The 22,196-nt window shown below is 40.3% G+C and carries 23 protein-coding genes, 1 pseudogene and 1 riboswitch; of the genes and pseudogenes, 9 read left to right on the top strand and 15 right to left on the bottom strand.

Annotation, left to right across the window (positions count from 1 at the left end; translation table 11 throughout):
* Positions 1-397: 397 nt before the first annotated feature.
* From FN924_RS04575 to FN924_RS04565, 3 genes are read right to left on the bottom strand one after another with little or no spacing between them, the layout of a single operon-like run.
* Positions 398-1,108: a 5-formyltetrahydrofolate cyclo-ligase gene (locus FN924_RS04575; RefSeq protein ID WP_143892263.1), complete on the bottom strand. Its 711-nt coding sequence runs from the start codon at positions 1,106-1,108 to the stop codon at positions 398-400.
* 28 nt (positions 1,109-1,136) lie between these two features.
* Positions 1,137-1,853: a dethiobiotin synthase gene (gene bioD, locus FN924_RS04570; RefSeq protein WP_143892262.1), complete on the bottom strand. Its 717-nt coding sequence runs from the start codon at positions 1,851-1,853 to the stop codon at positions 1,137-1,139.
* Positions 1,854-1,898: 45 nt separating this feature from the next.
* Positions 1,899-2,492, bottom strand: coding sequence for a TetR/AcrR family transcriptional regulator (locus FN924_RS04565; protein ID WP_143892261.1), 594 nt, complete (start codon positions 2,490-2,492; stop codon positions 1,899-1,901).
* Between the two features lie 268 nt (positions 2,493-2,760).
* On the opposite strand from FN924_RS04565, the gene FN924_RS04560 reads away from it, so the two are divergent.
* From FN924_RS04560 to FN924_RS04550, 3 genes are all read left to right on the top strand, one after another.
* The gene (locus FN924_RS04560) at positions 2,761-4,182 is read left to right on the top strand and encodes a DHA2 family efflux MFS transporter permease subunit (protein ID WP_228409643.1); all 1,422 of its coding nucleotides are present in this window, start codon (positions 2,761-2,763) and stop codon (positions 4,180-4,182) included.
* 148 nt (positions 4,183-4,330) lie between these two features.
* Entirely contained in the window at positions 4,331-4,561 is a 231-nt protein-coding gene (locus tag FN924_RS04555) for a helix-turn-helix transcriptional regulator (RefSeq protein WP_143892259.1), read from the top strand.
* A gap of 1 nt (position 4,562) precedes the next feature.
* A complete protein-coding gene (locus FN924_RS04550; protein ID WP_143892258.1) occupies positions 4,563-4,877 on the top strand; it encodes a hypothetical protein in 315 nt (104 codons plus the stop codon).
* Between the two features lie 67 nt (positions 4,878-4,944).
* Here the strand turns inward: FN924_RS04550 and FN924_RS04545 are convergent.
* Positions 4,945-5,043: pseudogene (locus FN924_RS04545) on the bottom strand (ATP-binding protein); the annotation flags it as partial.
* Between the two features lie 286 nt (positions 5,044-5,329).
* On the opposite strand from FN924_RS04545, the gene FN924_RS04540 reads away from it, so the two are divergent.
* The 5 genes from FN924_RS04540 to FN924_RS04520 all read left to right on the top strand — a co-directional run bounded on the left by FN924_RS04540 (position 5,330) and on the right by FN924_RS04520 (position 8,206).
* Positions 5,330-5,860, top strand: coding sequence for a sigma-70 family RNA polymerase sigma factor (locus FN924_RS04540; protein ID WP_143892257.1), 531 nt, complete (start codon positions 5,330-5,332; stop codon positions 5,858-5,860).
* Positions 5,847-6,521, top strand: coding sequence for a hypothetical protein (locus FN924_RS04535; protein WP_143892256.1), 675 nt, complete (start codon positions 5,847-5,849; stop codon positions 6,519-6,521). The genes FN924_RS04540 and FN924_RS04535 overlap by 14 nt, the downstream gene beginning before the upstream one ends.
* Before the next feature lie 319 nt (positions 6,522-6,840).
* Positions 6,841-7,170 (top strand): PadR family transcriptional regulator, encoded by a 330-nt coding sequence (locus tag FN924_RS04530; protein ID WP_143892255.1) that lies wholly within the window; start codon positions 6,841-6,843, stop codon positions 7,168-7,170.
* Positions 7,167-7,574 carry a permease prefix domain 1-containing protein gene (locus FN924_RS04525; protein WP_143892254.1) on the top strand — a complete coding sequence of 136 codons (408 nt, stop codon included), beginning with the start codon at positions 7,167-7,169 and terminating at the stop codon, positions 7,572-7,574. The genes FN924_RS04530 and FN924_RS04525 overlap by 4 nt, the downstream gene beginning before the upstream one ends.
* A gap of 11 nt (positions 7,575-7,585) precedes the next feature.
* Positions 7,586-8,206: a hypothetical protein gene (locus FN924_RS04520; protein ID WP_143892253.1), complete on the top strand. Its 621-nt coding sequence runs from the start codon at positions 7,586-7,588 to the stop codon at positions 8,204-8,206.
* A 99-nt stretch (positions 8,207-8,305) separates the two neighbouring features.
* Here FN924_RS04520 and FN924_RS04515 read toward each other — a convergent pair whose 3' ends face one another.
* The 7 genes from FN924_RS04515 to FN924_RS04485 all read right to left on the bottom strand — a co-directional run bounded on the left by FN924_RS04515 (position 8,306) and on the right by FN924_RS04485 (position 18,177).
* Complete coding sequence (locus FN924_RS04515) at positions 8,306-8,629, bottom strand: nucleoside triphosphate pyrophosphohydrolase (protein ID WP_143892252.1); 324 nt, start codon at positions 8,627-8,629, stop codon at positions 8,306-8,308.
* A 109-nt stretch (positions 8,630-8,738) separates the two neighbouring features.
* Positions 8,739-9,530 (bottom strand): hypothetical protein, encoded by a 792-nt coding sequence (locus FN924_RS04510; RefSeq protein WP_143892251.1) that lies wholly within the window; start codon positions 9,528-9,530, stop codon positions 8,739-8,741.
* Complete coding sequence (locus tag FN924_RS04505) at positions 9,523-10,050, bottom strand: sigma-70 family RNA polymerase sigma factor (protein ID WP_143892250.1); 528 nt, start codon at positions 10,048-10,050, stop codon at positions 9,523-9,525. Before FN924_RS04505 ends, FN924_RS04510 begins: the two co-directional genes overlap by 8 nt.
* Before the next feature lie 183 nt (positions 10,051-10,233).
* Positions 10,234-11,922, bottom strand: coding sequence for a serine hydrolase domain-containing protein (locus FN924_RS04500; protein ID WP_143892249.1), 1,689 nt, complete (start codon positions 11,920-11,922; stop codon positions 10,234-10,236).
* Between the two features lie 145 nt (positions 11,923-12,067).
* Complete coding sequence (locus FN924_RS04495) at positions 12,068-14,191, bottom strand: LysM peptidoglycan-binding domain-containing protein (RefSeq protein ID WP_143892248.1); 2,124 nt, start codon at positions 14,189-14,191, stop codon at positions 12,068-12,070.
* A gap of 162 nt (positions 14,192-14,353) precedes the next feature.
* Positions 14,354-16,174: a YhgE/Pip domain-containing protein gene (locus tag FN924_RS04490; RefSeq protein ID WP_143892247.1), complete on the bottom strand. Its 1,821-nt coding sequence runs from the start codon at positions 16,172-16,174 to the stop codon at positions 14,354-14,356.
* Positions 16,174-18,177: an efflux RND transporter permease subunit gene (locus FN924_RS04485; RefSeq protein WP_143892246.1), complete on the bottom strand. Its 2,004-nt coding sequence runs from the start codon at positions 18,175-18,177 to the stop codon at positions 16,174-16,176. Before FN924_RS04485 ends, FN924_RS04490 begins: the two co-directional genes overlap by 1 nt.
* A gap of 208 nt (positions 18,178-18,385) precedes the next feature.
* On the opposite strand from FN924_RS04485, the gene FN924_RS04480 reads away from it, so the two are divergent.
* Positions 18,386-18,955 carry a TetR/AcrR family transcriptional regulator gene (locus tag FN924_RS04480; protein WP_143892245.1) on the top strand — a complete coding sequence of 190 codons (570 nt, stop codon included), beginning with the start codon at positions 18,386-18,388 and terminating at the stop codon, positions 18,953-18,955.
* A 343-nt stretch (positions 18,956-19,298) separates the two neighbouring features.
* On the opposite strand, the gene FN924_RS04475 is transcribed toward FN924_RS04480, so the two are convergent.
* The 4 genes from FN924_RS04475 to FN924_RS04460 all read right to left on the bottom strand — a co-directional run bounded on the left by FN924_RS04475 (position 19,299) and on the right by FN924_RS04460 (position 22,119).
* A complete protein-coding gene (locus FN924_RS04475) occupies positions 19,299-20,399 on the bottom strand; it encodes a 5-methyltetrahydropteroyltriglutamate--homocysteine S-methyltransferase (protein WP_143892244.1) in 1,101 nt (366 codons plus the stop codon).
* A 25-nt stretch (positions 20,400-20,424) separates the two neighbouring features.
* Positions 20,425-21,180 carry a cyclase family protein gene (locus tag FN924_RS04470; RefSeq protein ID WP_143892243.1) on the bottom strand — a complete coding sequence of 252 codons (756 nt, stop codon included), beginning with the start codon at positions 21,178-21,180 and terminating at the stop codon, positions 20,425-20,427.
* Between the two features lie 89 nt (positions 21,181-21,269).
* Positions 21,270-21,371: riboswitch (SAM riboswitch) on the bottom strand.
* 74 nt (positions 21,372-21,445) lie between these two features.
* Complete coding sequence (locus FN924_RS04465; protein ID WP_143892242.1) at positions 21,446-21,838, bottom strand: HI0074 family nucleotidyltransferase substrate-binding subunit; 393 nt, start codon at positions 21,836-21,838, stop codon at positions 21,446-21,448.
* Entirely contained in the window at positions 21,814-22,119 is a 306-nt protein-coding gene (locus FN924_RS04460; RefSeq protein ID WP_228409570.1) for a nucleotidyltransferase family protein, read from the bottom strand. The genes FN924_RS04465 and FN924_RS04460 overlap by 25 nt, the downstream gene beginning before the upstream one ends.
* Positions 22,120-22,196 lie beyond the last annotated feature (77 nt).

Here is a 22,196-nt window from a genome sequence, read left to right as displayed (position 1 = left end):
TGTCTTCGATTGTAATCCATTCGTCTATAAAAAATTCTAATTCCAATAAAATGAAAATTCTTCCCATTGCATGCATACTAATTGTTATAATTTTACTGTAGATATTTTTCAGCTAGAACGGAGGTATATGATGTACACGCTCTTACTTTTCTTACTGATTGTTAGTATTGGATTTATTCATTCCCTTACAGACATTGCATTAGATCTTCCATTAATCGGGTTTAGTCTCCTTCTAGCCATGATGATGAGGGGCTTATATTTACTACACAGCCTACATAAACATCTGGTGACTAAAAATAAATCTTTGAGCGAACGAATACTAGAAAAGCGAAGGAAGGACGAATAAATCAAGAAAGCCCAGGAGTATAATCCCGTGGGCTTTCCTCTATTCTGAAGCTTATTGCGTAAGTTCCTGTATTTCCCTTAATACAGGCATTTCCTCCAGCTCTTCATCCGTTACAAGCTCCCATTTAATTCCGTTCGGTTTTCCATATGGAGAATTCGTTTCAATGAGCTCTGTTTCCGTTGCAATCCAATCGACTGAAAGATCAAACGCATCACGTGGGACATCTTCATCGGTTAATTGTGCACTATGTACCGTACCGACGACTGGGACGTCCGGATTGCCAAGCTCACGCATAATCGCATATTCTCGATCTGCATAGCCTTCTCCTTTGCCAATTCTTCGCCCATCTCGATGTAAAGCAACCGAGCCTACCACAAACAAATCAATTTTAGGAATGTCGGTTAGCGCAACTTCTTTCCCATACGATTTGATATGCGATAGACTAGCTGCTCTTCGTTCCTCTCCACTCGGAACCCATTCGGGCTTTACCATAATAAATCCAGCTTTGAGTCGTGGGGTTGGGACTAATAAAACTTTTCCATCCTTTAACACTTGGGTTCTGATAGGGAGCTGTGGCGCATCTGGGTTAACTTTGATTACGTTAGCACGCTGATATTCTGGCATAGAAGTTACCATTTTGGCCGCAAGCTCTGCCCCTTTAAAGTTTGGAATCCGATTTTGTAAAGGAAACGGAAATCTACCTAGTTTATTTTCAGTTAAGTAATTCCATTTGCTTTCACGGATTTCTTGTTTTGTTGTCATGAATAGCACCTACCATATTCGTTTTTTCTTAGCTATTACTTTCGTTTGCGATATAGTCTACATCTATATTTTCGGTCATGATATCAAGTACGGCTTTATCTTTTAATTTTGTTTCTATATCGTCAACATGAGGGACCATTCCTATGACAGGAACTCCTGTCATTTTTTCTAGCATCACCGGATTTTCTTGAATTCCTTCCGATGGATGCTCCGGATATTGATTGAGAATAATTCCTTGAACGTCAATATGCTTGCTTCTGGCATAGGATACCGTCATCACTGTATGATTTAATGTTCCGACTTCCGCTGATGCGACAACGAAGAGAGGTAAGTTCAAGTCCTTAACTAGCTCCGCATTTCCATAATGTTCATCGATGAGAGGGACGGCAAGACCGCCTGGTCCTTCCACTAGAACGAAATCATGGTCTTGTTCTAGTTTTTCATAGTTTGAAAGAATCTTCTTAGGATTTATCGGGTCATTCGCCAGTTGAGCAGCAAGATGTGGAGAGAATCTAGGTTTATATAAATACGTATTTATCTCTTCCTCGTTGCGTGGCTGATAGACGTTGCGATACACTTCTGCATCTGGAGAAACCCAGCTACCGTCTTTTTGGATTGCTCCGCATTGGACTGGCTTGTAGGGGACGGTGTCTATTCCTTTTTTATTAAGTGCATACGTTAAGCATGTGGTTAAAACTGTTTTCCCGATATTTTTACTCGTTGCTGTGATGAATACTCCTGGCATGGATTGTATCTCCTTTATTTAGATGTTTTATGGAATGGGACAGTGTTACTTCTCATTCACGACACGATTATGTAACAAATAAAACTGATTCGCTAAATAGGTTGGACTATAAGGTAGATCATTTCTTAACCAAGCCACAATCGTCCCAATAATGGCCGAAGAATCATACCAGATTAAAATGTCTGGCTGAATCCCTACTTTGGAGACGAAGGAATCCTTTCCTCTCGTTTCCATTCTACTCATTATTTTATCTGTGATTAGCTGTAACAATCGATCTCTAAAAATAGGAATTCGTCTAGAGGTAAGAATGACCTTATAAAATTCCTTATTTTTCTCAATATGCTCTAGGAAATTCACCATGATTTGCCGATCCATATCCTTGGATGCAGTGGATGCAGCTTCTTCTACATTTTCTATGGAAGAAGAGATATCCGTTATCATGTCATCTGCCATTCTTTCTAGCATGTCGGGAATGTCCTTATAATGAAGATAAAAGGTCACTCGATTGATGGTTGCTCGTTCCGTTAATCGATTCACCGAAATCTTCTCAATATCCATTTCCTTCAGCAGTTCTACAAACGCATTCCTTAGTAATTGTCTCGTACGTATAATCCTCGGATCTAATTGTTCCTTTTCCATGCTTCCACACCCCATTTATACTACATTTTATCCCTTTATGTTTATTAACTATAAAGTAAACAACACATCTTTTTCATCTGTAAACTATCCTACACTTTTATCCATATTGTAACTTGTCATCTAATTTCTTTGTACCTACAATATAATTTATGTGCTGTTAACTATGCAACAGTTTGTAAATTATACTCGGAATTAGGAAGGATGAATGTGCTTGAGTACTGCAGAAACACCAGAGAATTCGATTAAAAAAGGACCAATATTGGTCATCATGATTTTAGGTGCCTTTTTCACCATCTTTAACCAAACGACCATGACGGTTGCTTTGCCTGCCTTAATGGATGAATTTGAAATTCAAGCATCGACCGCACAATGGTTAACGACTGGTTACATGCTCGTGAATGGAGTGTTGATTCCTATCACTGGCTTTTTAATGAAGCGATTTACGACAAAGCAGCTATTTCAAACTTCTATGTTTGTGTTTCTAACGGGTACGATCGTTTCTGCTATCGCCGGCAACTTCCCTACCCTACTAGTAGGACGCTTAATTCAAGCGGCAAGTACTGGAATCACAATGCCACTGCTTATGAACGTGGTACTGTCTTTATTCCCACCTAATAAACGTGGGTCAGCGATGGGATTTGTTGGACTTGCGATTATCTTTGCCCCAGCCATTGGTCCGACTTTAACCGGATACGTCTTAGAATCTTATCCGTGGCAGATGTTGTTTTATGGAATGATTCCTTTTATTGTTGTCATTATTCTTTGTGGCTTTATATTCTTACAAAACGTCTCAAAAACAACGAAAACCAAGCTAGATATAATCAGCTTAATTCTATCAACAGTTGGATTTGGAAGCTTGCTATACGGCTTTAGTGAAGCTGGTAATAAAGGCTGGTCTGATATAGAGATTATCTTAGCGATTGGAATTGGTATGTTAACGGTTGGATTATTTACATGGAGACAGCTCGTAACAGAAGATCCATTCTTGGATTTAAGAGCGTTTAAATTCAACATGTTTACGTTAACGACACTGATTAATGTGACGGTAACGATTGTGATGTATGCCGATATGATTTTACTGCCATTGTATCTTCAAGAAGCGAGAGGCTATACCGCATTAGAGTCCGGGCTATTGATGTTCCCTGGCGCCTTGTTAATGGGATTACTTAGTCCTGTCGTCGGGAAGCTCTTTGACCGATTCGGCGCCAAATGGCTCTCGATTATTGGGGTTGCTATTATTCTTGCATCGACGTTTAAATTCACAGATTTAACAGACTCTACGAGCTTTATGTTTCTCATCCTACTGTATGCAGGGCGACGAATTGGGATGGCACTATTCCTAATGCCTGTTCAAACAGCCGGGCTCAACCAATTACCAAACAGCCTACACGCGCACGGTACCGCGATTTCCAATACAGCGCGGCAAGTGGCAGGTGCAATCGGAACATCCTTATTGGTTACGATTATGACAAATAGCTCCAAGGATTATGCAACAGATAACATGGCTTCTGGCCTCGCAGCCGGGTTAACGAAGGATCATGTAGCTATGGAAGCTGCGATTCACGGAATTAATGATGCGTACTTTGTTATCTTCATCTTTGGGTTTATTAGTTTAGTTCTTTCGTTCTTTATTAAGCATGTCGATCAGGCGGACGAACCAGGAAAGACAGTGGAACCAGGAACTCCATAAGTTTCTACAGGGTAATCCAAAAATGGGTTGCCCTCTTTTACGCACTTAAGTAAATTATTTCTAACCTTATGTTAAAAATAGTTTACTAATAGTCAAAAATATATTACAGTTAACGCATAGTGAATTCCAAATAAAGGGAGGGTTCCATTTGGGATTTAAGGAATCCGGATATCTGGAAAGTCGTCTCGCAGTCCTTCGTGCAGAGAAAAAGTGGTCACAGAAACACGTAGCCGATCTCATCGGTGTAAGCCGTCAAACCATTATCTCCATCGAAAATAATCGGTATAATCCATCCTTGAAGTTAGCCTTTGAAATTGCTCGTTTATTCGATGTAGATATAAATGATGTGTTTCAATACAGTGTAAAAGAGGAGGAATAACATGATTTATACGATTGGTTTACTTTTGACACCGGTCTATCTCGTTTGTTTATTTATTTCATTGAAATTCCTATGGGGGTCAGAAGGAAAAGATGAACGTGGACGACAAATCTCTTATATGGCTCTTTTATATTCCTTCCCCGTTTTCCCAATCGGATATCTTTTGACCGAGTCCTATCACAATTACATCCAAGAGCTATCGTTTGAAACGTATCGAGATTGTATGTTGGGTGCTCGTTGGCTTGATTTTTATTGTGCAAGGCGCAGTTATTTATGTTTGGAAGAAGAGAATATAAAAAGAGAATCAAGCCATTAATTTAGAAGGTACGTATATATATTATTGGCTTAAACTTTCAAACACAACCTTTAGCTTCAAATAGGCCGACAACTAATTCATTATTCAATACTTGCTCCAATGCTTTGGCAAATGTAGTTTTTCCACTATGTGTTTTTCCAATAGTCATAATTACTAATCTTTTCATATTCCCCCTACTTTCGTTACTATTAGTATCCATCATTACATATTTCATTATTGAGCAATCCTGACTCGTAAATTACGTATATCCACATTCTAACAAAAAGTCTACAATGCTTTTTATATGCCATAACACACCATATTTTAGAAAACAGTGAGACTACTACTTCGGTAAATCCAATTAAAAATATGAAAGACAAAACTCCCTAAAAATAGAACTAGCATTAAAAAATATATTTATGGGACTTTTTTTATCTTTCGCTCGTCAAAAGGAAAAAAGGCGGTGATATAAATTGGAGCAACATTTGTTAAACGGTCAATCAAAGGAAGAATTAATAGAAAACATTATCGATGACCACGGGGAAGCAATTAAGAGAGTAATTTTTACTTATGTTAAAAATTACGCAGATACGGATGATATCTTTCAAGATTTTTTACTGAAAGTGTACAACAATCTAGACCATTTTAAGGGAGATTCTTCTTTAAAGACATGGTTAATGCGGATTGCTATTAATAAGTCCAAAGATTACTTACGTTCTCCCATACGAAAAATTCGTTCTTTAACATGGACAGTACGTTCAAGCACACAAACATCGGAACAAGTACTGATGGAAAAAGAAAAAAGGAATGTTATCCTTCATTCCATATTATCCTTACCAATTAAGTACAGAGAGGTCATTGTCTTAAGATACTACCGTGATTTAAGTATTAAAGAAATTAGTAAAACCTTGCAAGTGAAAGAATCAACAGTAAAAACAAGAATCATGCGTGCGAAAGAGAAATTAAAAGGTAAGTTAGGAGGTCAATATCTTGAGTTATTTTGAGAAAGAATTCAAATCCGAATTAGATGAGTATATCGGAAAGAAGCCTCTAGTTACGAAGCAAGACCGTGATACATTTTGGAACCATGCTAATCAGCAAAAACAATCAGCAAGAAATTGGATACCAAAATCTCTAACAGCCATGTTACTGCTAGGAGTAGGTATATTTCTATTCTTTCAACTTCAAGGAAGATTTTTGGATAACCGCACTTCATTAGATGAAGTTACTGAAAACTATCCTAGTGAGGTAAAAGAGAAGATTATACTTTTCCCTGAAGACATACAAGATATATTGGTTCTACCGAAAACAAGCGACTTTAGTTCAGAACCCGGAAAAATTGAGATGTCCATTGAATCCTACCCTGAAATGAACGATCCTACATCTGATCAAATTAGTGTCATTGAATTCTTATTTGATAATATAAACCCTCGTTGGACAATTCATTACTCGATATATCCTAATGGCGCAAGTAATCAAACATCAAAAGACGAAGAAACGATCACTCTAACCAACGGGTTACAAGCAGATCTCTTGGAAGATGGTCCGATGTTTCGCATTCAATGGAAGGACGCAGGGACATTTTATGAAGTCATGATCGTAAATACAAACGGAACGTATGAGAAAGAATCTGCTATAAACCTGGTAAACTCCATGTACAAATGATTGAAAGAATCCTAGCAGTAAACCTAATATAGAGGTTTGAAGTTATCCACTAACGAAAAGAAGACATCATTCCTTTATGCTTATGAACGTTTTCCTATAAATAGAGCATATGTAATTAATTACATATGCTCTTCCCCTATTGTATCGGACCAACATTTGCATTTTCATCTTCCATGGTGCATCCCCGCTAAGACTAAGGAGGGAAAAGTAACCAGAAGGTAAATTCTTTTTTTAAACCCAAAATTACTTTGACACATAGAGTAATTTCCGTTAAGATTACTCTATCAGATAGAACAATCGAAGAACAAGGAGTGACAGCATGATTAGAAGCGATATTATTCGCGGCCATTTGGAATCGATTATTCTACGTCTTGTGTTCGAGCAAGACCGCTACGGCTATGAAATCTCCAAGGAGATAAGTATTCGAACGGAAGACCGATTTCAAATTAAAGAAGCCACCCTTTATGCAGTGTTTCAGCGCCTTCAAAAAAAGGAACTTATCGAATCCTACGTCGGGGATTTTACACAAGGTGGAAAACGAAAATATTACCGAATCACGACTCTTGGAAAGGCTTATCTTAGAGAATCGGTAAAGGAATGGAAAGAAACGAAGGAAATTATTGACCTATTTATGGAGGGATTATCATGAAAAAATTAAAGCAGCATGTCGATCATTTGTTTAGCAAGATGCCAGTTACGGAAGAAAATAATGCGATGAAGCAGGAAGTATTAGAAAACCTAGAAGAAAAAGTGATTGATTTAATGGCACAAGGAAAATCAGAAGAAGATGCGATTAATAAAGCGATTGTCGATTTTGGTGATTTAGATGATTTAAAACAAGAAATGGGCGCAATGGCTGAACCTGAACAAGCATCCAAAGATACTAAAAAAATCAATCTTATGTACTCCATTTGGGGAAGTGTCTTAATCATCGGACTCCTAGTCTTCATCAACTTTTACTATTCACCAGATGAAATCTGGTTCGTCTATCCAACATTCGGCGTTTTATGGTGGCCGCTATCTACTTATTTCTCTTGGTTAAGAACGAAATAGGAGGCGTGACTATGAAAAAGTATGATGTAGCGTTTGCTGTCGCAGGAAGCTTGATGACGATTATTTTCATCCTTTTAGTTAATTATCTTACAAGTCCAAATTACCACTGGTTCATTTACCCGTGCTTCGCGCTCCTTTTTTGGCCAGTTTCTGTGTACGCATCCAAACAAAGAAACCATGCAAAGCTCGCATTCTTGCATAGTCTTCTGATCATTGCATTTCTTGTCATCCAAAATTACCTAGAAACACCGAAATACCCATGGTTCTTATACGCCGTTTTCCCTATCTTATGGTGGCCAATTCTTACATCACTTGGTAAGCGAGCTGGACATTTATCCGTTGCCATACTAGGAAGCTCTAGCATTATCATCTATTACGTCGTGCTAAATGTTTTCCTGGCACCAGGTTTTCCGTGGGCAATCTTCCCAGCGTTTGTCGTATTATGGTGGCCACTATCCATTTATCATGCACGCAGAAGAACGTTTAAGAAATTCTCTATTCATGCTAGTATTTTAATCGCTGTATTTTTTGTTACCGTAAATGCAATGACGACCCCTAATGAAATATGGGCGGTGTATCCGATTTTTGGTACGTTGTGGTGGCCATTGAGTATGTATCATTTCGCTCGGTAGTTTAATCATGATAGGAATCCTAATAGGTGGATTCCTATTTTTTTGTTTCATTTCTTCTATATCTTTTAAAAAATAAATCAAACAAAAGCTTCGTTTGCTTTAATCCTCAACCTCAATAAGAAAAATCCGTTCATCAAAGCTACCGCGACTTCTAGCTTTTTCCTGACGAATCTCTTCCACTCTTTCAATCGTGGCATCATGCGTTTTGGCCAGCCCATGCAACAATTCAAGGATGTCTGCTAATTCTTCTAAGCCATGCGCATCATGCTCCGCTTCTAAATACTCCTTTACTTCTTCTTGTAGCTTTTTTTGAAGCGCTAGTGTGTACTCTTTTTCATCCAGACGTTCTATCTTATATGCTTTTCCCGATTGTTCAATGATTTTGGGGATACAGTCTCGAACTAATTTTTGATAGACTGGCATGTCTACATTCCTTTCGTCACTTTTGAATCCATTGTAGCATAATCAATCCTTCGGCTTTACGTAATATAAAACTCCTTACCGGTGTAAAAACCAGTAAGGAGTTTGGATGCTATCCCTCTTCCAATATCGATTCTGCAACCTTGATTTGATAATCCATTTTTAAACCGACAATCGTGTAAAAAACACCTTCATCGTTTATGATTATATATTTATTTGTTTTTGTTATTTTAGGTTTGTCTTCATCTGTTACATGTCCTTCCAATACTGGTTTGGTCACCACTAATGCTTCTGTATTTTTTATCTTAATAGTTTCCACATGATATTGCTTCTTTATCATTTCCAGATTAGGATTTTTTTCTACATACAAAGCCCAGCTGCGCTCATCATCCGCAAGGAAAGCATTATTCAAAGGGTCGACTCTATAACTTACATATACCATTCTTCCATCAATAACTTGTATCTTGTCTTCTGATAAATAAGAACCTGATGGGACATAGGAAGGAAGTGTAATTGGAAATCCTACCTCTTTCTCTACCTCCTCGACATTTCCTATTTTAGTTGTTGGGAGCTCACTAGACAGATAGGTTCGTTCTTCCTTCTGTACTTCATAGCCATCTTCTGTGGCCACTATTTTCCATAGATGTGTAATCTGCTCGAGCTTTTCATTTCCCCATGCTCTCGTTTCAGGAGATAAGGAGAAGACTAACCCGGTTATCAAGACAACACTGGCGACGGCAATAGACGCCCATTGTTTCCATTTACTGATTCTAGACTTTTTAAAAGTCTTTTCTGTTTTCTCTACTTTCCCCTTATACATAGCTTGTTCGATGGCAGCATCGAGCTCACTAGGTATAGCAATCTGCTCTAAATCCGTTTTCCACCTTTGCAATTCTTCACTCATAGACCCAATCCTCCTCTAAGTTAATACGTAGCTTCTTCAACGCCATGTTTAAACGTGATTTCACCGTACCAATTGGACAATCCAATATCTCTGCTATTTGCTTTAAAGGTAAATCCCGATAATATTTTAGAATAATTACGGTCTTATACTTCTCGTTTAAGTTCGCAACCGCTTGTAGTAAATCCATCGTATCCTCCACCGGTTTCTGTTCGAGCACCCCGTTGGAAGTGACAGATTCAGGCAATGGCTCATCGAATGGGATTACTCGTTTTTTCTTTCGTAAAAAATCTATGGCACAGTTGATTAAGATTCTAGTTAACCATGTGTGGAAGTAATCTGGTTCTTTAAGCTTTCCTAGAGAAATGTACGCCTTATACACCGCTTCCTGTACAATATCTATCGCATCATGTTCATTCTTTGTGTACGCAAAAGCAGTTCGGTATAGCGTGGACTTATTCTCTTGGATTAGACTATAAAACGCCTCGTCATCTCCGTTCATCGCACGTCTGACTGTTTCCATAGAACCCTCCTTTTCCCCATTTGCCTATTAGACCTCCCATACGGCCATTTTGTTCGATACTTTTTAAATAACTATGTCCTCACCGTTACCAATACGTACTTTTGTACAAAAAAAGAGTGTTACTCGTGAGTAACACTCTCTGGATTGCTGTATGCTTTTATTTTATCATAAGGTTCTCTTCCATTAGTAATTTCTAATCGACCATTCCTCACTTGAGAAGTTCAATTTATGATGATTCAACTTCACATCGGACACGTACCAGCCTCGCCCATTTGTAGAAGAATCTGTCTCGTAAGTAAAACGCACAAATTTTGATCCATGTGGGATTGTCACTTCCTGGTCAACCCAGCCATTACTGAATCCTGTATAGGACTCCCCAACGGTAGACCATGACTCTCCGTCACTAGAGACTTGAATCCTTCCGAAGTCATAGCCAGGCTCTATTCGATACCACGTATCAAAGGACAGTGTACTAGCTTTTTTCACATTCACTTCTGCAACGAGCTGCTTGTCTGCTCCGTCTCCATAGCCAGAGAACCAAGTCTTCTTCCAAAACGGAACATCCACAGGAATCGCATCTGCTACCTGTCTAGCGAATTGTCTTCTTGCTGGGTTCGTAGACACAGTCTCTCTCGTTGGATGAACGCGATTCGTCAGCAAGATCGCAACGGTATCATTGCTTCGATCAATGACAATCGAAGTTCCCGTGTATCCAGTGTGACCAACTGTAGAAGCTCCAGACAGGGCATCCATATACCAGCCTTGTCCAACTTCCCAGCCTAGCCCATGCTCATCGCCAGGAAACTCAGGGATTTGATTTTCTACGAGAAGCTCGACGGTTTCAGGCTTCAGAATTCTAGTCTTGCCGTAGCGCCCGTCATTGATAATCATATGACCTAGCTTTGCTAAATCGCTTGCTGTCGAAAAGACACCAGCATGTCCAGCTACACCACCAAGCGACCAAGCATTTTCATCATGAACCTCTCCCCATACTAGCCCACGATTGGTCCAAGTCTGGTACTCGGTTGCTGCAATGCGGTGCTTATACTTTGCGGAGGGATTATACATGGTGTCCTTCATGTGGAGAGGATCGGTTATTTCTTCTTTTACAAACTGATCCAGACTCATACCGGAGAGCCGCTCAATCAATACACCTAAAGTAATCATATTTAAGTCACTATAGGTGTACGTGGAGCCTGGTTCATTATCGAGAGGATACTGCAGCACATAATCAATTCGATCCTGCTTGTTCTCGCCAATCGTGTACAACGACACCCACGCTTTGAAACCGGATGTGTGCGTCATCAATTGACGGATGGTTACATCCTCTTTGCCATTTTCCGCAAATTCCGGAATATATTCCGCTACTGGATCATCTAGTTCAAATTTTCCATCCTCATATAACTTCATCGCTGCAATTGTCGTAAAGATTTTACTCAAAGAAGCCACATCAAAAATAGTATCCTTTTTCATTTCAATAGGATTGTCCACTTTTTCTCCTTCATCATTCTTATAAAGAACGGCATCCCCATAGGCTTCGTGCTGTACAATATGTCCTCTACGCGCGACAAAGGTCACGGCGCCTGGCATAACGTCCTCTTTAATCATGTCCGTCATCACCGAATCGATTTCCTTCAGTGGCTTTGCTATCATGCCAGCACCTATGATAGAACCAGGATGTAAGATAGGAGAAGTCGGCCCTGGTGTTCCCCAGCCAAAGTGTGAAAATCTATTTTCTTGTGTTTGCTTCATCTCCGACTTTTCAATCGTGGAGCCTGTTTTTCTACTTGCTTCTACTTGATTGTCTGTCGTTGTTAAAAAAGATGTAGAGACCATTGCGGATAGCGTAATATAAACCCATTTCCGTTTCATTCCTCTTCCTCCTTTTTATAACAAAATGTAAAAGCTTACATTAATGATAGAGTGAATAGATACCTTTGTATATAAGGCAAAGGAAGTGAAAAAGATGGGCCCAAACGAGTTTATGGGATAATAGTTTTAGGCAGAATGGATGAACTTAGCGAATCCCTGCCGCTTTTTCCACCTGAGCCTGGTGTGAGGAGTCTGGTTTGCCATCCACATGTCTAATGCTATTCCCAAAGTACACGTCAAAGTGGCCAGATATGCCGTTATTCTTCACATAGTCTTGATCATGTGGCATAAAGCTCATGCTTGCGGCAAGCTTTCTCCCATCCACTTCTAGAATAACAGCTCGCGGTGTCCAAGAGTATTCGCCCCAAATAGATTTCGCCGTATTGGAGTCTGTAACCGTTAATGTTTCAGAATCTGCATGGTTCGCTCCAATGGTTCGCTTTATCATAAAGCTTTTCCCTGTTACAAAATCGGTTACTTTTGCATTTTTTCCTATAGGAAATACATATTGCGCTTCCGTCCACCAGTCCAAATATTCTCCATGTCTATCACTTACCACTGGCTTTGTCGCAATATGGTGTACAGGAATCTTCAAGGTTTGTCCAATCGAAAGCATACTCGTTGATGTAAGATTATTGGCACGTAATAGTTCTTGTTGCGGGATACCATATCGAGTACTTAGATTCCAGATATTATCTCCCGCTTGTACCGTATGAGTCCTATACGTAATGGTGTTTGTCTCTCCTTGTGCCGAAGCATTTAAGCCATTAGGAATGGTTAGTGCTTGACCCACTCGCAAGTTATCACTTGTTAGTCCGTTTGCGATACGGATATCGTCAATCGGAACGGAAAACCGTTTCGCAATCACCGACAAGCTATCCCCGTAATGTACGGAATAGACAAAAGTAGTTCGTTTTTCTTGTGTGGACTCCGTCATAGGTGCAGCGTCTGTTCGAATAGTTAATCGTTGTCCAACCCTGATAACATCGGACGTTAGCTGATTCGCTGTTTTCAATGCTTCTAGCGATATACCATAGCGCTTGGCGATGACGGACAAGCTATCACCAGATTGAACAATGTAATCACTAGTATTCTCTCTAGGCTGAGCTGGTTCTTCAATAGAAGGATTACTTCCAGGTGGTATGGATAACACCTGTCCGATCTGCAATACATCTGAAGTTAAACCGTTAACACGGCGTAGTCCATCGAGAGAGACATTAAAACGCTTTGCAATGACCGAGAGACTATCTCCAGATACAACCGTATAGATAGTTGAGGTATGCTCCTCCGATTTCGTTTCATTTATCGGTACCTTGAGTGTTTGTCCAACAGATAAAAAATCGCCCGATAAATTGTTTTCCTTCCGTAAAGCATCTACTGTCGTTCCAAAATTTTTCGCTATAACGGACAGACTATCTCCTGCTTTCACTGTATAATTGCTCGTATTTATCCTAGGAACTGTTAGTTGTTGCTCTACTACTTTCATGGCGCCATTCGGGATAGTCAGTACTTGACCAACGGTTATGATATCGGAAGTTAACCTATTCACTTTGCGTAGCTCATCCACAGACACGTTATAACGTTTTGCGATAACAGATAGGCTATCTCCGGTTACAACGGTGTACGTCGACCCTTCTGGTTTTGGCTCTCCAACCGCCTCTGGAGACGATGTATTTGTAATTAACAACGGGATAACTAAGGTTTGCCCTAGTGCTGTGGAATCTGTTTTTAAACCATTTGCTATTTTTATCGCATCTACGGATACTCCATAGTCTCTCGCTAAAACAGTTAGATAGTCCCCAACTCCGACCGTATGAATCGCTTTCGGAATAACCAATCGTTGGTTTACCAACAATGAATTCGTTTGTAGGTTATTGGCTCGTTTAATCTGATCAACAGAACTGTTAAACTTTCTGGAAATCGTCCATAGCGAGTCACCACTCACCACCGTATAAAAAACAGACGACTCCGTAGTGACTTCAGAGGTTACCTCATTGGATTCCGCTTCAACAGTATTCTGATCATTCATCATCGGAATAGTCGTAACGACGGCACCGCTTAGTATCACCTTGACCATTGTAACGCGTACATTTGAATAACGTACTTGTAGAATTTGCTTAACTGTGGCAGTTAAGCTTTGCTTTGTCTCGGGAACACTTCCTAATTCATCCGCAAACTCTGTTAAGTGGTCATCTAAATAGACTACCAACATGTATCCATTCGATTGATTATTTTTCTTTTCAAGTTCCACTCTTTTTATAGGATTCATTACTTTGCCAACTCCTTTAAAAATTAGCTTCTACTAGTATGTGACAAAACTAATGATTCATTTGCAGAAAACAGACACCGACCTAATCCGTTCTATTTACCCAAGCTTAGATAAAAACAAAGATGCCAGCTCACATCATCTGTGAACTGGCAATTTCTCATTTTATCTAAATAAATCTAATAACTTATCCCAGAAGCCTTTCTCTTCTTCCACCGCTTCTTCTGTCTCTTCCTTCTCCTCTTGTTCAATACTTTCCGTTTTCAACACAAATTGAACGGAATTAATCTTTTCATTTTTAGGAGAAACAAAAGATACGGCTTTGAAATCAGAATTATCGTATTTGGCCATCATTTCATTGACTTCTTTTTTCATTTCGTTTGGCAAATCATTCGTGGACACCGCTAGTTCTGAGGTTCCATCATGAAGCTCGCTTACACCGTTCTCTAATTCTCCTGTACCACCTGCAAGTTGGGAAATGCCTTGGTGCATCTCTACATAGGAGCTAGATAATTGATGAACGCCACCAGTGTACTCGATCAAGCCCGAATGGAATCCCCTATACTGGGAAGCTAGCTGATCGATACCACCCTGCAGTTTGCTTAGGGATTGAGCCAAATCAGCCCCTTCTGGTGGAGACGTCAGCATGCCGGCGATTCCCTCTAGATTACGAGCCATCGTTGTTAAAGAAGCACTAGCTTTCTCTAGCTTTCCAGTGACTGCTGCAAGGTTTTGTTTCACAGCAAAATAAGTCTCCTTAACAGCTTGTGCAGCCTCGTGCGTTTGGATAAGTTGATCCACCACCGAGCGGTTTGCACTACTGCTATAAAGCTGATTTTTTTCTGCTTGCGTAAGCTCACTATTAGGTATGTCTTCAATCGCTCTGCTTAATCTGCCATAATCCTTCGCATAGCTTTCTTTCAAGCTACTCAAGTCTTTAGACGTGTTCTGTAAACTATTTGCAATTTGTTCTAGTTGCTCTCCAAGCTGTTTCATATCCCCCATGTTCATATCCTCTGAGCTATTCGCGAGAGAGGCATTTATTTGCTCCAACGCTTGTCTAATACTCTGAGAACCGTTCACTAACTCGGAAGAGGATGCATCGATGGCGGACATTCCATCTTTATATTGTGCAGAGCCCGAACGTAATTCCTTCACTCCGTTGTTCAGTTCCACCACGCCGTTTTCTAGCTCTGCTACACCATCATTCACATCTTGAATAGCGTCCGATAACGTTTCTAGGTCCCCCGTCATATTCTCTATATTTGGGGAATCAATTGGCATCGAGGATGGAACAGCAGAGATATCGATGCCTTGCAATTCAAAATCTACGACATCTGCTTCCACCACAAGCTTTTCCTCTTTCTCCGGCATTACCGTAAAGGATACTTGCTTGTTTTTCCCTGCATTAGCAAGCATCCCGTCTGGAGCTTCAATGTGTTGAAACAGATCCAAATTGAGAGAAAGTGAAACCTGTAATAAATAGTTCTCGAAGAATACAGAATCCACGTCCTCATTTTCCGACGTCGTAATGATTATTTTCACATGGCCGTCTTTCCCTGCTAACGCTTCTGGTTCGATTTCCTTTCCATCCAATAGATACGTAATCGTTATATCCCAGGGTAAAGGCTGTTCGTTCATGTTTCCTTGGTAATAAAATTTCCCCTCTGGGGCTGCAAATTCCACTTGATTATTCGTTTGTACTAATTCGGATGTATTCGTTAAGTTCTTTAAAGTAGTGTATGAACCGTAATCTAGGATTTGTCCGGCTTCTTCTACATGAAAAACGTTCACGACATAAGCATCCTTCGTATCGCCATTTGCCGTTAGCTTCCCATACACCACTTCATCCTTAGAGGAATATGACCCTTTTCCTGTCGGTTCGTCTTTTGAGTCCTTCTCATCCGAAGCTGCCGATACAAGAAGAGACGGCAGCACGAGCATGATTGTCAAAAAGACGAGTAGAACCTTTCTTATCCGTATCATTATCCTCTCTCCTTAAAAAAGTTTGCTTTCCAGGTTGTTTTTCGAATCCATGTATCACAGAGCAACAGCATAGCTGGTAAAAAGAACACGACCATGATAAAGGAAAGTAACGCACCTCTTCCAAGTAAAAGGCCGATGGAGGACACAATCGGATTGGACGAGGTAATCCATAAAATGAACCCTACACTGGATAGAATCGAAGCAGAAATTCCAATCGCAAACACCTTCTCATCCATCGTTTTCTTAATGGCTTGAAGTGCAGACATTTCCTTCCGATCCTCTTTATATGCATCCGTTAAGAGAATCGCGTAGTCCACCGTTGCTGCCAGCTGAATAATACTGATAAGTAAGTAGCCGACATACACTAAAGAAGAATCCGTAAAGTATGGAACCGATAAGTTCATCCACACGGCGGATTGGATCGTCAGCAGTAGAATGACCGGAATTAATATGGATCGAAAGGTAACGAACAGAACAAACGCTACCGTCACAATGGTCAGCATATTTACTAGCTTGTTGTCTCTTTGCACCGTGTTTTTAATATCATATAAGGTCACACTTTCCCCAACCGAGTAAACCTCTTCTCCATAATAGTCCTCAGCTGTTCGATGCACCTCTTCAATCAGACCGAACGCTTCTTCGCCCTCACTTTTCGTATTCGTCTGAAGAATAAGGCGACTATAGTCATCCGAATAAAATTGCTCCGTTGCTTCTTGTTCCAAATACTCTGGAGGAATCGCACTCCCCACGGTTTTTACATACGCGAGTACGCTCGTCACATGCTCAATATCCTCTAAATCCTGGACGAGCTCTTCTTCTTTTGCAATATCTCCTCTTGGCACAAGTAAAACCATTGGAGTGCTTTTCTCAAAGTGTTCATTGATTTCCGCTAAGTCACTACCCGCTCTCGTATTTTCTGGTTGCTCCCCTATCCCATAGATAAAATTCGTCTGACTCTGCGCCAAAAAGGCAGGAACAATAAGTAAAAATACGAGAATCAAGCTTGGAACACGTAGCTTTACAACGAATTTCCCTTTATTCCGAATCGTAGGAAGTAAAGGCTTATGCTTCGTTTTATCAATCCATTTATAGCACATGAGTGTTAAGGCAGGTAAAAACACCATGACACTAATGAAGCTAAGTAAAATCCCTTTTACGAGATTAATTCCTAAATCTGCCCCGATCTCAAAGTTCATAAAGGATAAGGCGATAAATCCGAAGAAAGTCGTCGACGCACTAGCTGTAATCGCAGAGAATGATTTTTTCATCGCACGCTGCATCGCTTCCTGTGGATCCGCTACTCGTTTTCGAAAATCGGAAAAGCTATGTAGCAAGAAAATCGCGTAATCGAGCGAGACAGCGAGCTGTAAAATCGGTGCGACCGATTGTGTGACGAACGATACTTCGCCAAGGAACATGTTCGTTCCCATGTTGATTAAAACGGAAACACCAATCGCTGTTAAGAAAAGCAACGGCTCCACCCATGACGTAGTGGAGAGGACTAAAATAAGGATGATAATCGGAACTAACAACGCCCCTGCGTACATCGATTCTTTTCCAGCCATCTTCTGTTGAGTCGCCGTGTTCAACGATTCCCCAGCCAATGCATTATCTTCGCCAATGAGTTCATAAATGGCATCGGTTATCGCCACTTCCTCTCCTTCCCGAATACTGAAGGAAAATAGCGCATTGTTATCTTTATAGTAGGTTTCTACAACCTCTTGATCCGCCATTTCGAGTGGCGCTTTTATATCAATGGAATCATCCAACCACGTCACATCGGACACACCATCCATGGCAGCTAGCTTTTCTTTAAACGCTAGCGCTTCCTGTATCGTCATGTCTTTCATCATGACCCTATTGGTTGGAACACTACCGTCAAATTCTTCTCTCATAATGTCCATTGCCATCGTCGATGGTGCATCCTCTGGCAAATAATCCTTCATGTCATAGTTTACGGATACCGTAAACTGCGCCAACGCACAAAGGATGGTTAGGACCATAAACGTAATCGCAACAGCCTTTTTGTGTTTAATAATTCTAGCTGAAATTTGTATTCGATCTCACCCTCTCTTGCCAATATATTCGGTACACTTTATCATTATATGGACACGGTGTTGTCTATTCAACAAACAGTTTAGTATTATCTGTGAGTTGCCCAACACATCCACCACTTATGTTGCCAAACCGCAAAATTTAGGGGGAGAAAACATGACATCGAAATTAGACAGGCGTAAAAAATATACGAGAATGGTTTTAAAGGATAGCCTTATTGAGCTATTAAAGGAAAAGCAAATATCAGCGATTACGGTAAAAGAAATATGCGAATTGGCAGACATTAATCGTTCGACCTTTTATGCGCATTATGCGGATCAATATGACCTGCTCGATAAAATAGAAGATGAAATTATTGAAGATATGACCGGATACTTAAACCAATACCATTTAGTGAAAGAGGAGGATGCTTTTCACATCATTGAAAAGCTAATCGATTACTTTGCATCCAAGCATGAGGTATGCCGCACCCTTTTTAGTGAGGAAAATGATACGACGTTCCAGAAAAAAGTGATGCGTTTCGCCCAAGAGGTTTTTCAACAACATTGGCCCGGCTCCACACTAACGGGTAACGACTCCAAATATTTGAGTACGTTTGTTATCAGTGGGAGTATTCATGTGATTAAAAGCTGGCTTAATAATGGAATGGATAAGTCGACTACGGACATGGCGGAAGTAATCAGTCAGTTGATTAATAAAGGGTTGTATGGAATGAAGGAAGGATAATTGCCCTGAGAGTTAGTTAGCACTCCAACTCCCAGGGTGGAGTCCCCTACTATTCAGAGTTCTCTCTAAAGAATATTAAATAGGCAAACACGAGAAGAAACCCAGCCCCCACTAATCCAAGAATCTGGTTTCCATAAAAAATAAGCAACGGTACAGGAAGGATCAGAATATAGAAAATCCCCCAAATAATTCTTTGTTTTTTAGAAATGAGTATCACTCCTTCTAAAAGTGGTTACCCCTTATCTATATTCTGTACCATACATTACCATACTTTGTAAAATACGGAATGTAGAAAATAACATAAAAAAGGAAGAAATCCATCGGACCCCCCCCCTTACCTTCCCTATTTCAAAAGCTCCTTCGATAGATCCACAATATACTTCAACTTTTCCCACTGCTGTTCTTCAGTAAGCTTGTTACCATGATGCGTGGAAGCGAACCCACATTGCGGGCTTAAACAAAGCTGCTCCTTCGGTACAAATTGGGTCGCTTCCTCTACACGTTCCTTAATTAACGTTTCATCCTCTAACTCCCCAAACTTGGAAGTGAACAAGCCGAGTACCACTTGTGGGCCACCTTCAGGGATTTGATTCAATGGCTTAAAGTCACCCGAGCGATCATCGTCATACTCTAAGAAAAATCCGTCCACTTTTTCCTTCGCAAATAACGTCGGTGCAATATGGGCATAGCTTCCTTCAAACGCCCAAGTTGATTTATAGTTCCCACGACAAAGATGTGTCGTAATCACTAAATCCTCAGGCTTTGCTTCAAGCACCTCATTGACCACACGTAATGCTAAGTCAATCAGCTCCTGTCTAGTTAACTCTTCATATGCAAAGAGGTGATCGGTATTTAAACCAGCAATATACACATCATCAAACTGCAGGTAACGACAGCCTGCATCATAGAAAGCCTGTACCGCATCCTTGTACGCCGCAATAATGTCATTCGCGTAATCATCTAGATTCGGGTACACCTCAGGATTGCGAATCCCTCTATGGAAAAGCTGGTTCGGACTCGGAATCGTTTGCTTCGCTACTGCACGTCCGCCTACAATCTCCTTAAAATCGATGAAATCTTTTACGAACGGATGATCTGTGTTAAAAGAAATTTTCCCGACATTTCGAACATCATACGGCTCGGTTTCTTCATCCGCAAACTTGATTCCAGCCTCTGGAACATATCCTTCGAAGCCATTTAAATTTTCTAGAAAATCGATATGCCACCAGGAACGACGGAATTCCCCGTCGGTAACCGCTTCAAGTCCTACCTCAACTTGCTTGTCCACGATTCGTTTAATTTCCTCGGTTTCCACGGAACGGAGTGCTTCCTTTGTTATTTTCCCTTCTTTAAAATCAAGTCGAGCTTGGTGTAATCGTTCCGAACGTAATAAACTACCTACGTGATCTGCTTTAAATGGTGCGCCAACTAATGTTTTTGTCATGTGATATCCATCCTTTATCGTTTAATTATGGCAGGATTGCAAAGGAGCGAACAGGGAACCCTGTTGCTTTTTCCGGCTTCGGTACGATGTTAAAAATAACTGCACCCTTCGCAGGTAATTGATCTAGATTGGTTAACAGCTCGACTTGATACGTATCCTGCTCTAGTACGTAATATTCACCTATTAAACTACCATTTTTCCGAACATCGACACTAGAGTCCGTATCGAACGTTTCATGTCCAACTGCTTTAATATTCCGTTCTTCGAATAAGAACTTCAATGCATCGATTCCCCAGCCTGGAGCGTGTGGATTGCCTTCTTCATCTTTATTTTCAAATGCTGCTCTATCCGGCCAACGCTTGCTCCAGTCTGTACGCAGTGCAACGAAGGTTCCTGCTTCAATTTCTCCATGCTTTTTCTCAAAATCTAGGATGTCTTGAACCGATATGGTAAAGTCATTGTTTTCTTGTGCTTCTTTCGATTTGTCGATCACGACTAGCGGTAGCACAAGCTCCTGTAATTCCAAATCCTCTAAATACCGTTGATCCCCACGAATGAAATGAATCGGTGCGTCTAAGTGTGTTCCATATTGCCCGGGAAAATCAAAACGTTGAACAAAAAAGCCATCATCATGCGTAAAAAGCGGGGTGAACTTGGCATCCTCAAACGCCGCAAAGTGTGGGGAATCAGGACCGAACGCGTGCGTTAAGTCGACCCATTTTTTATTTTTTAGTGTTTGCAGTGCTTGCTGTAGCTCATTTACAGTTTGTGTATTCGTCATCAAAATCTCTCCTCTTCGTTAGTAGTAGAAATAGAAAAAACCCCTCTTCTAGACAAATAGAAAAGGGGTTCGATTACCGAACGTCTCTCTTCTCATCTGCTAGCAATACGCTACTGGAATTGGCACAGTACTTGTAAAAGTCCGCTGCCGAGGCTTCAAAGGGCCAGTCCCTCCACCTCTCTGGATAAGAAATATTTATTTATTTGTTGCTACTAACAATAACGCATGTTTGAATTGTCTGTCAACTAGTTTTTTAGGATGTGTTTTAAATGCTAGCTTTCATTCGTTCTATGATAGTCAATAATAATAGATAGTAGTCTTTTAAGCTAGCCTGTATTTTTAGTGCAACTTCCTCATTGTACGTATGAACTGTTAAATTCCGGTCATCTACCATTCTAATTCCTTTGATTGCTTCTTCTTCATTCAGGATAGAATTCTCTCTCAAGCTTCTGATTACTCCCTTAGGCGATGCAGCATCAATTCCCTTTTTATCATATAAGAACTGCTTGGCAGTTTTAAAGCAAATTTCAGATGAGAACTTGAATCGCTGGATCAGGGCGTCACGCTCAACAGTAGTTGGTTCTTTTACATCCACAAGTTCAGAGAAGGCAGATAGTGGTTTTTCGGCTGATTTTATTCTTTGCTGCAATCTTTCCATTCTACCCCCTCCTTCCTCACATTTTCTTTCAATTCCATACTTGCATCGTCCATGTTCACAATGTCAACGTGATATGGAATGGTGGATTCCTCCACCTTTTCAAGTAATTCCGCCCATTTTGATAGGGAGATTTGGGAACGCGATTCTACTGCAATATCGATATCAGAGCTATTCTTTTCCTCCTGGCGAGCCCAGGAACCAAAAAGATAAACCTTCACATTTTCTTCTTTTAGAACGTTAAGGATTATAGTTTTTAGCTCTTTTAATATATTTTCTCTCATTACATCTCCCCACTTCCTATTCCCATTATAACAGGATGGAATTGCCAAAAAGTAGCGGTCTTCTGGCATAAAACTTC

The organism is Radiobacillus deserti (assembly GCF_007301515.1).
GTDB classification, from domain to species: domain Bacteria; phylum Bacillota; class Bacilli; order Bacillales; family Amphibacillaceae; genus Radiobacillus; species Radiobacillus deserti.
The sequence above is the reverse complement of the archived record's forward strand: the minus strand, read 5'-3'. Positions and strand labels throughout refer to the sequence as shown.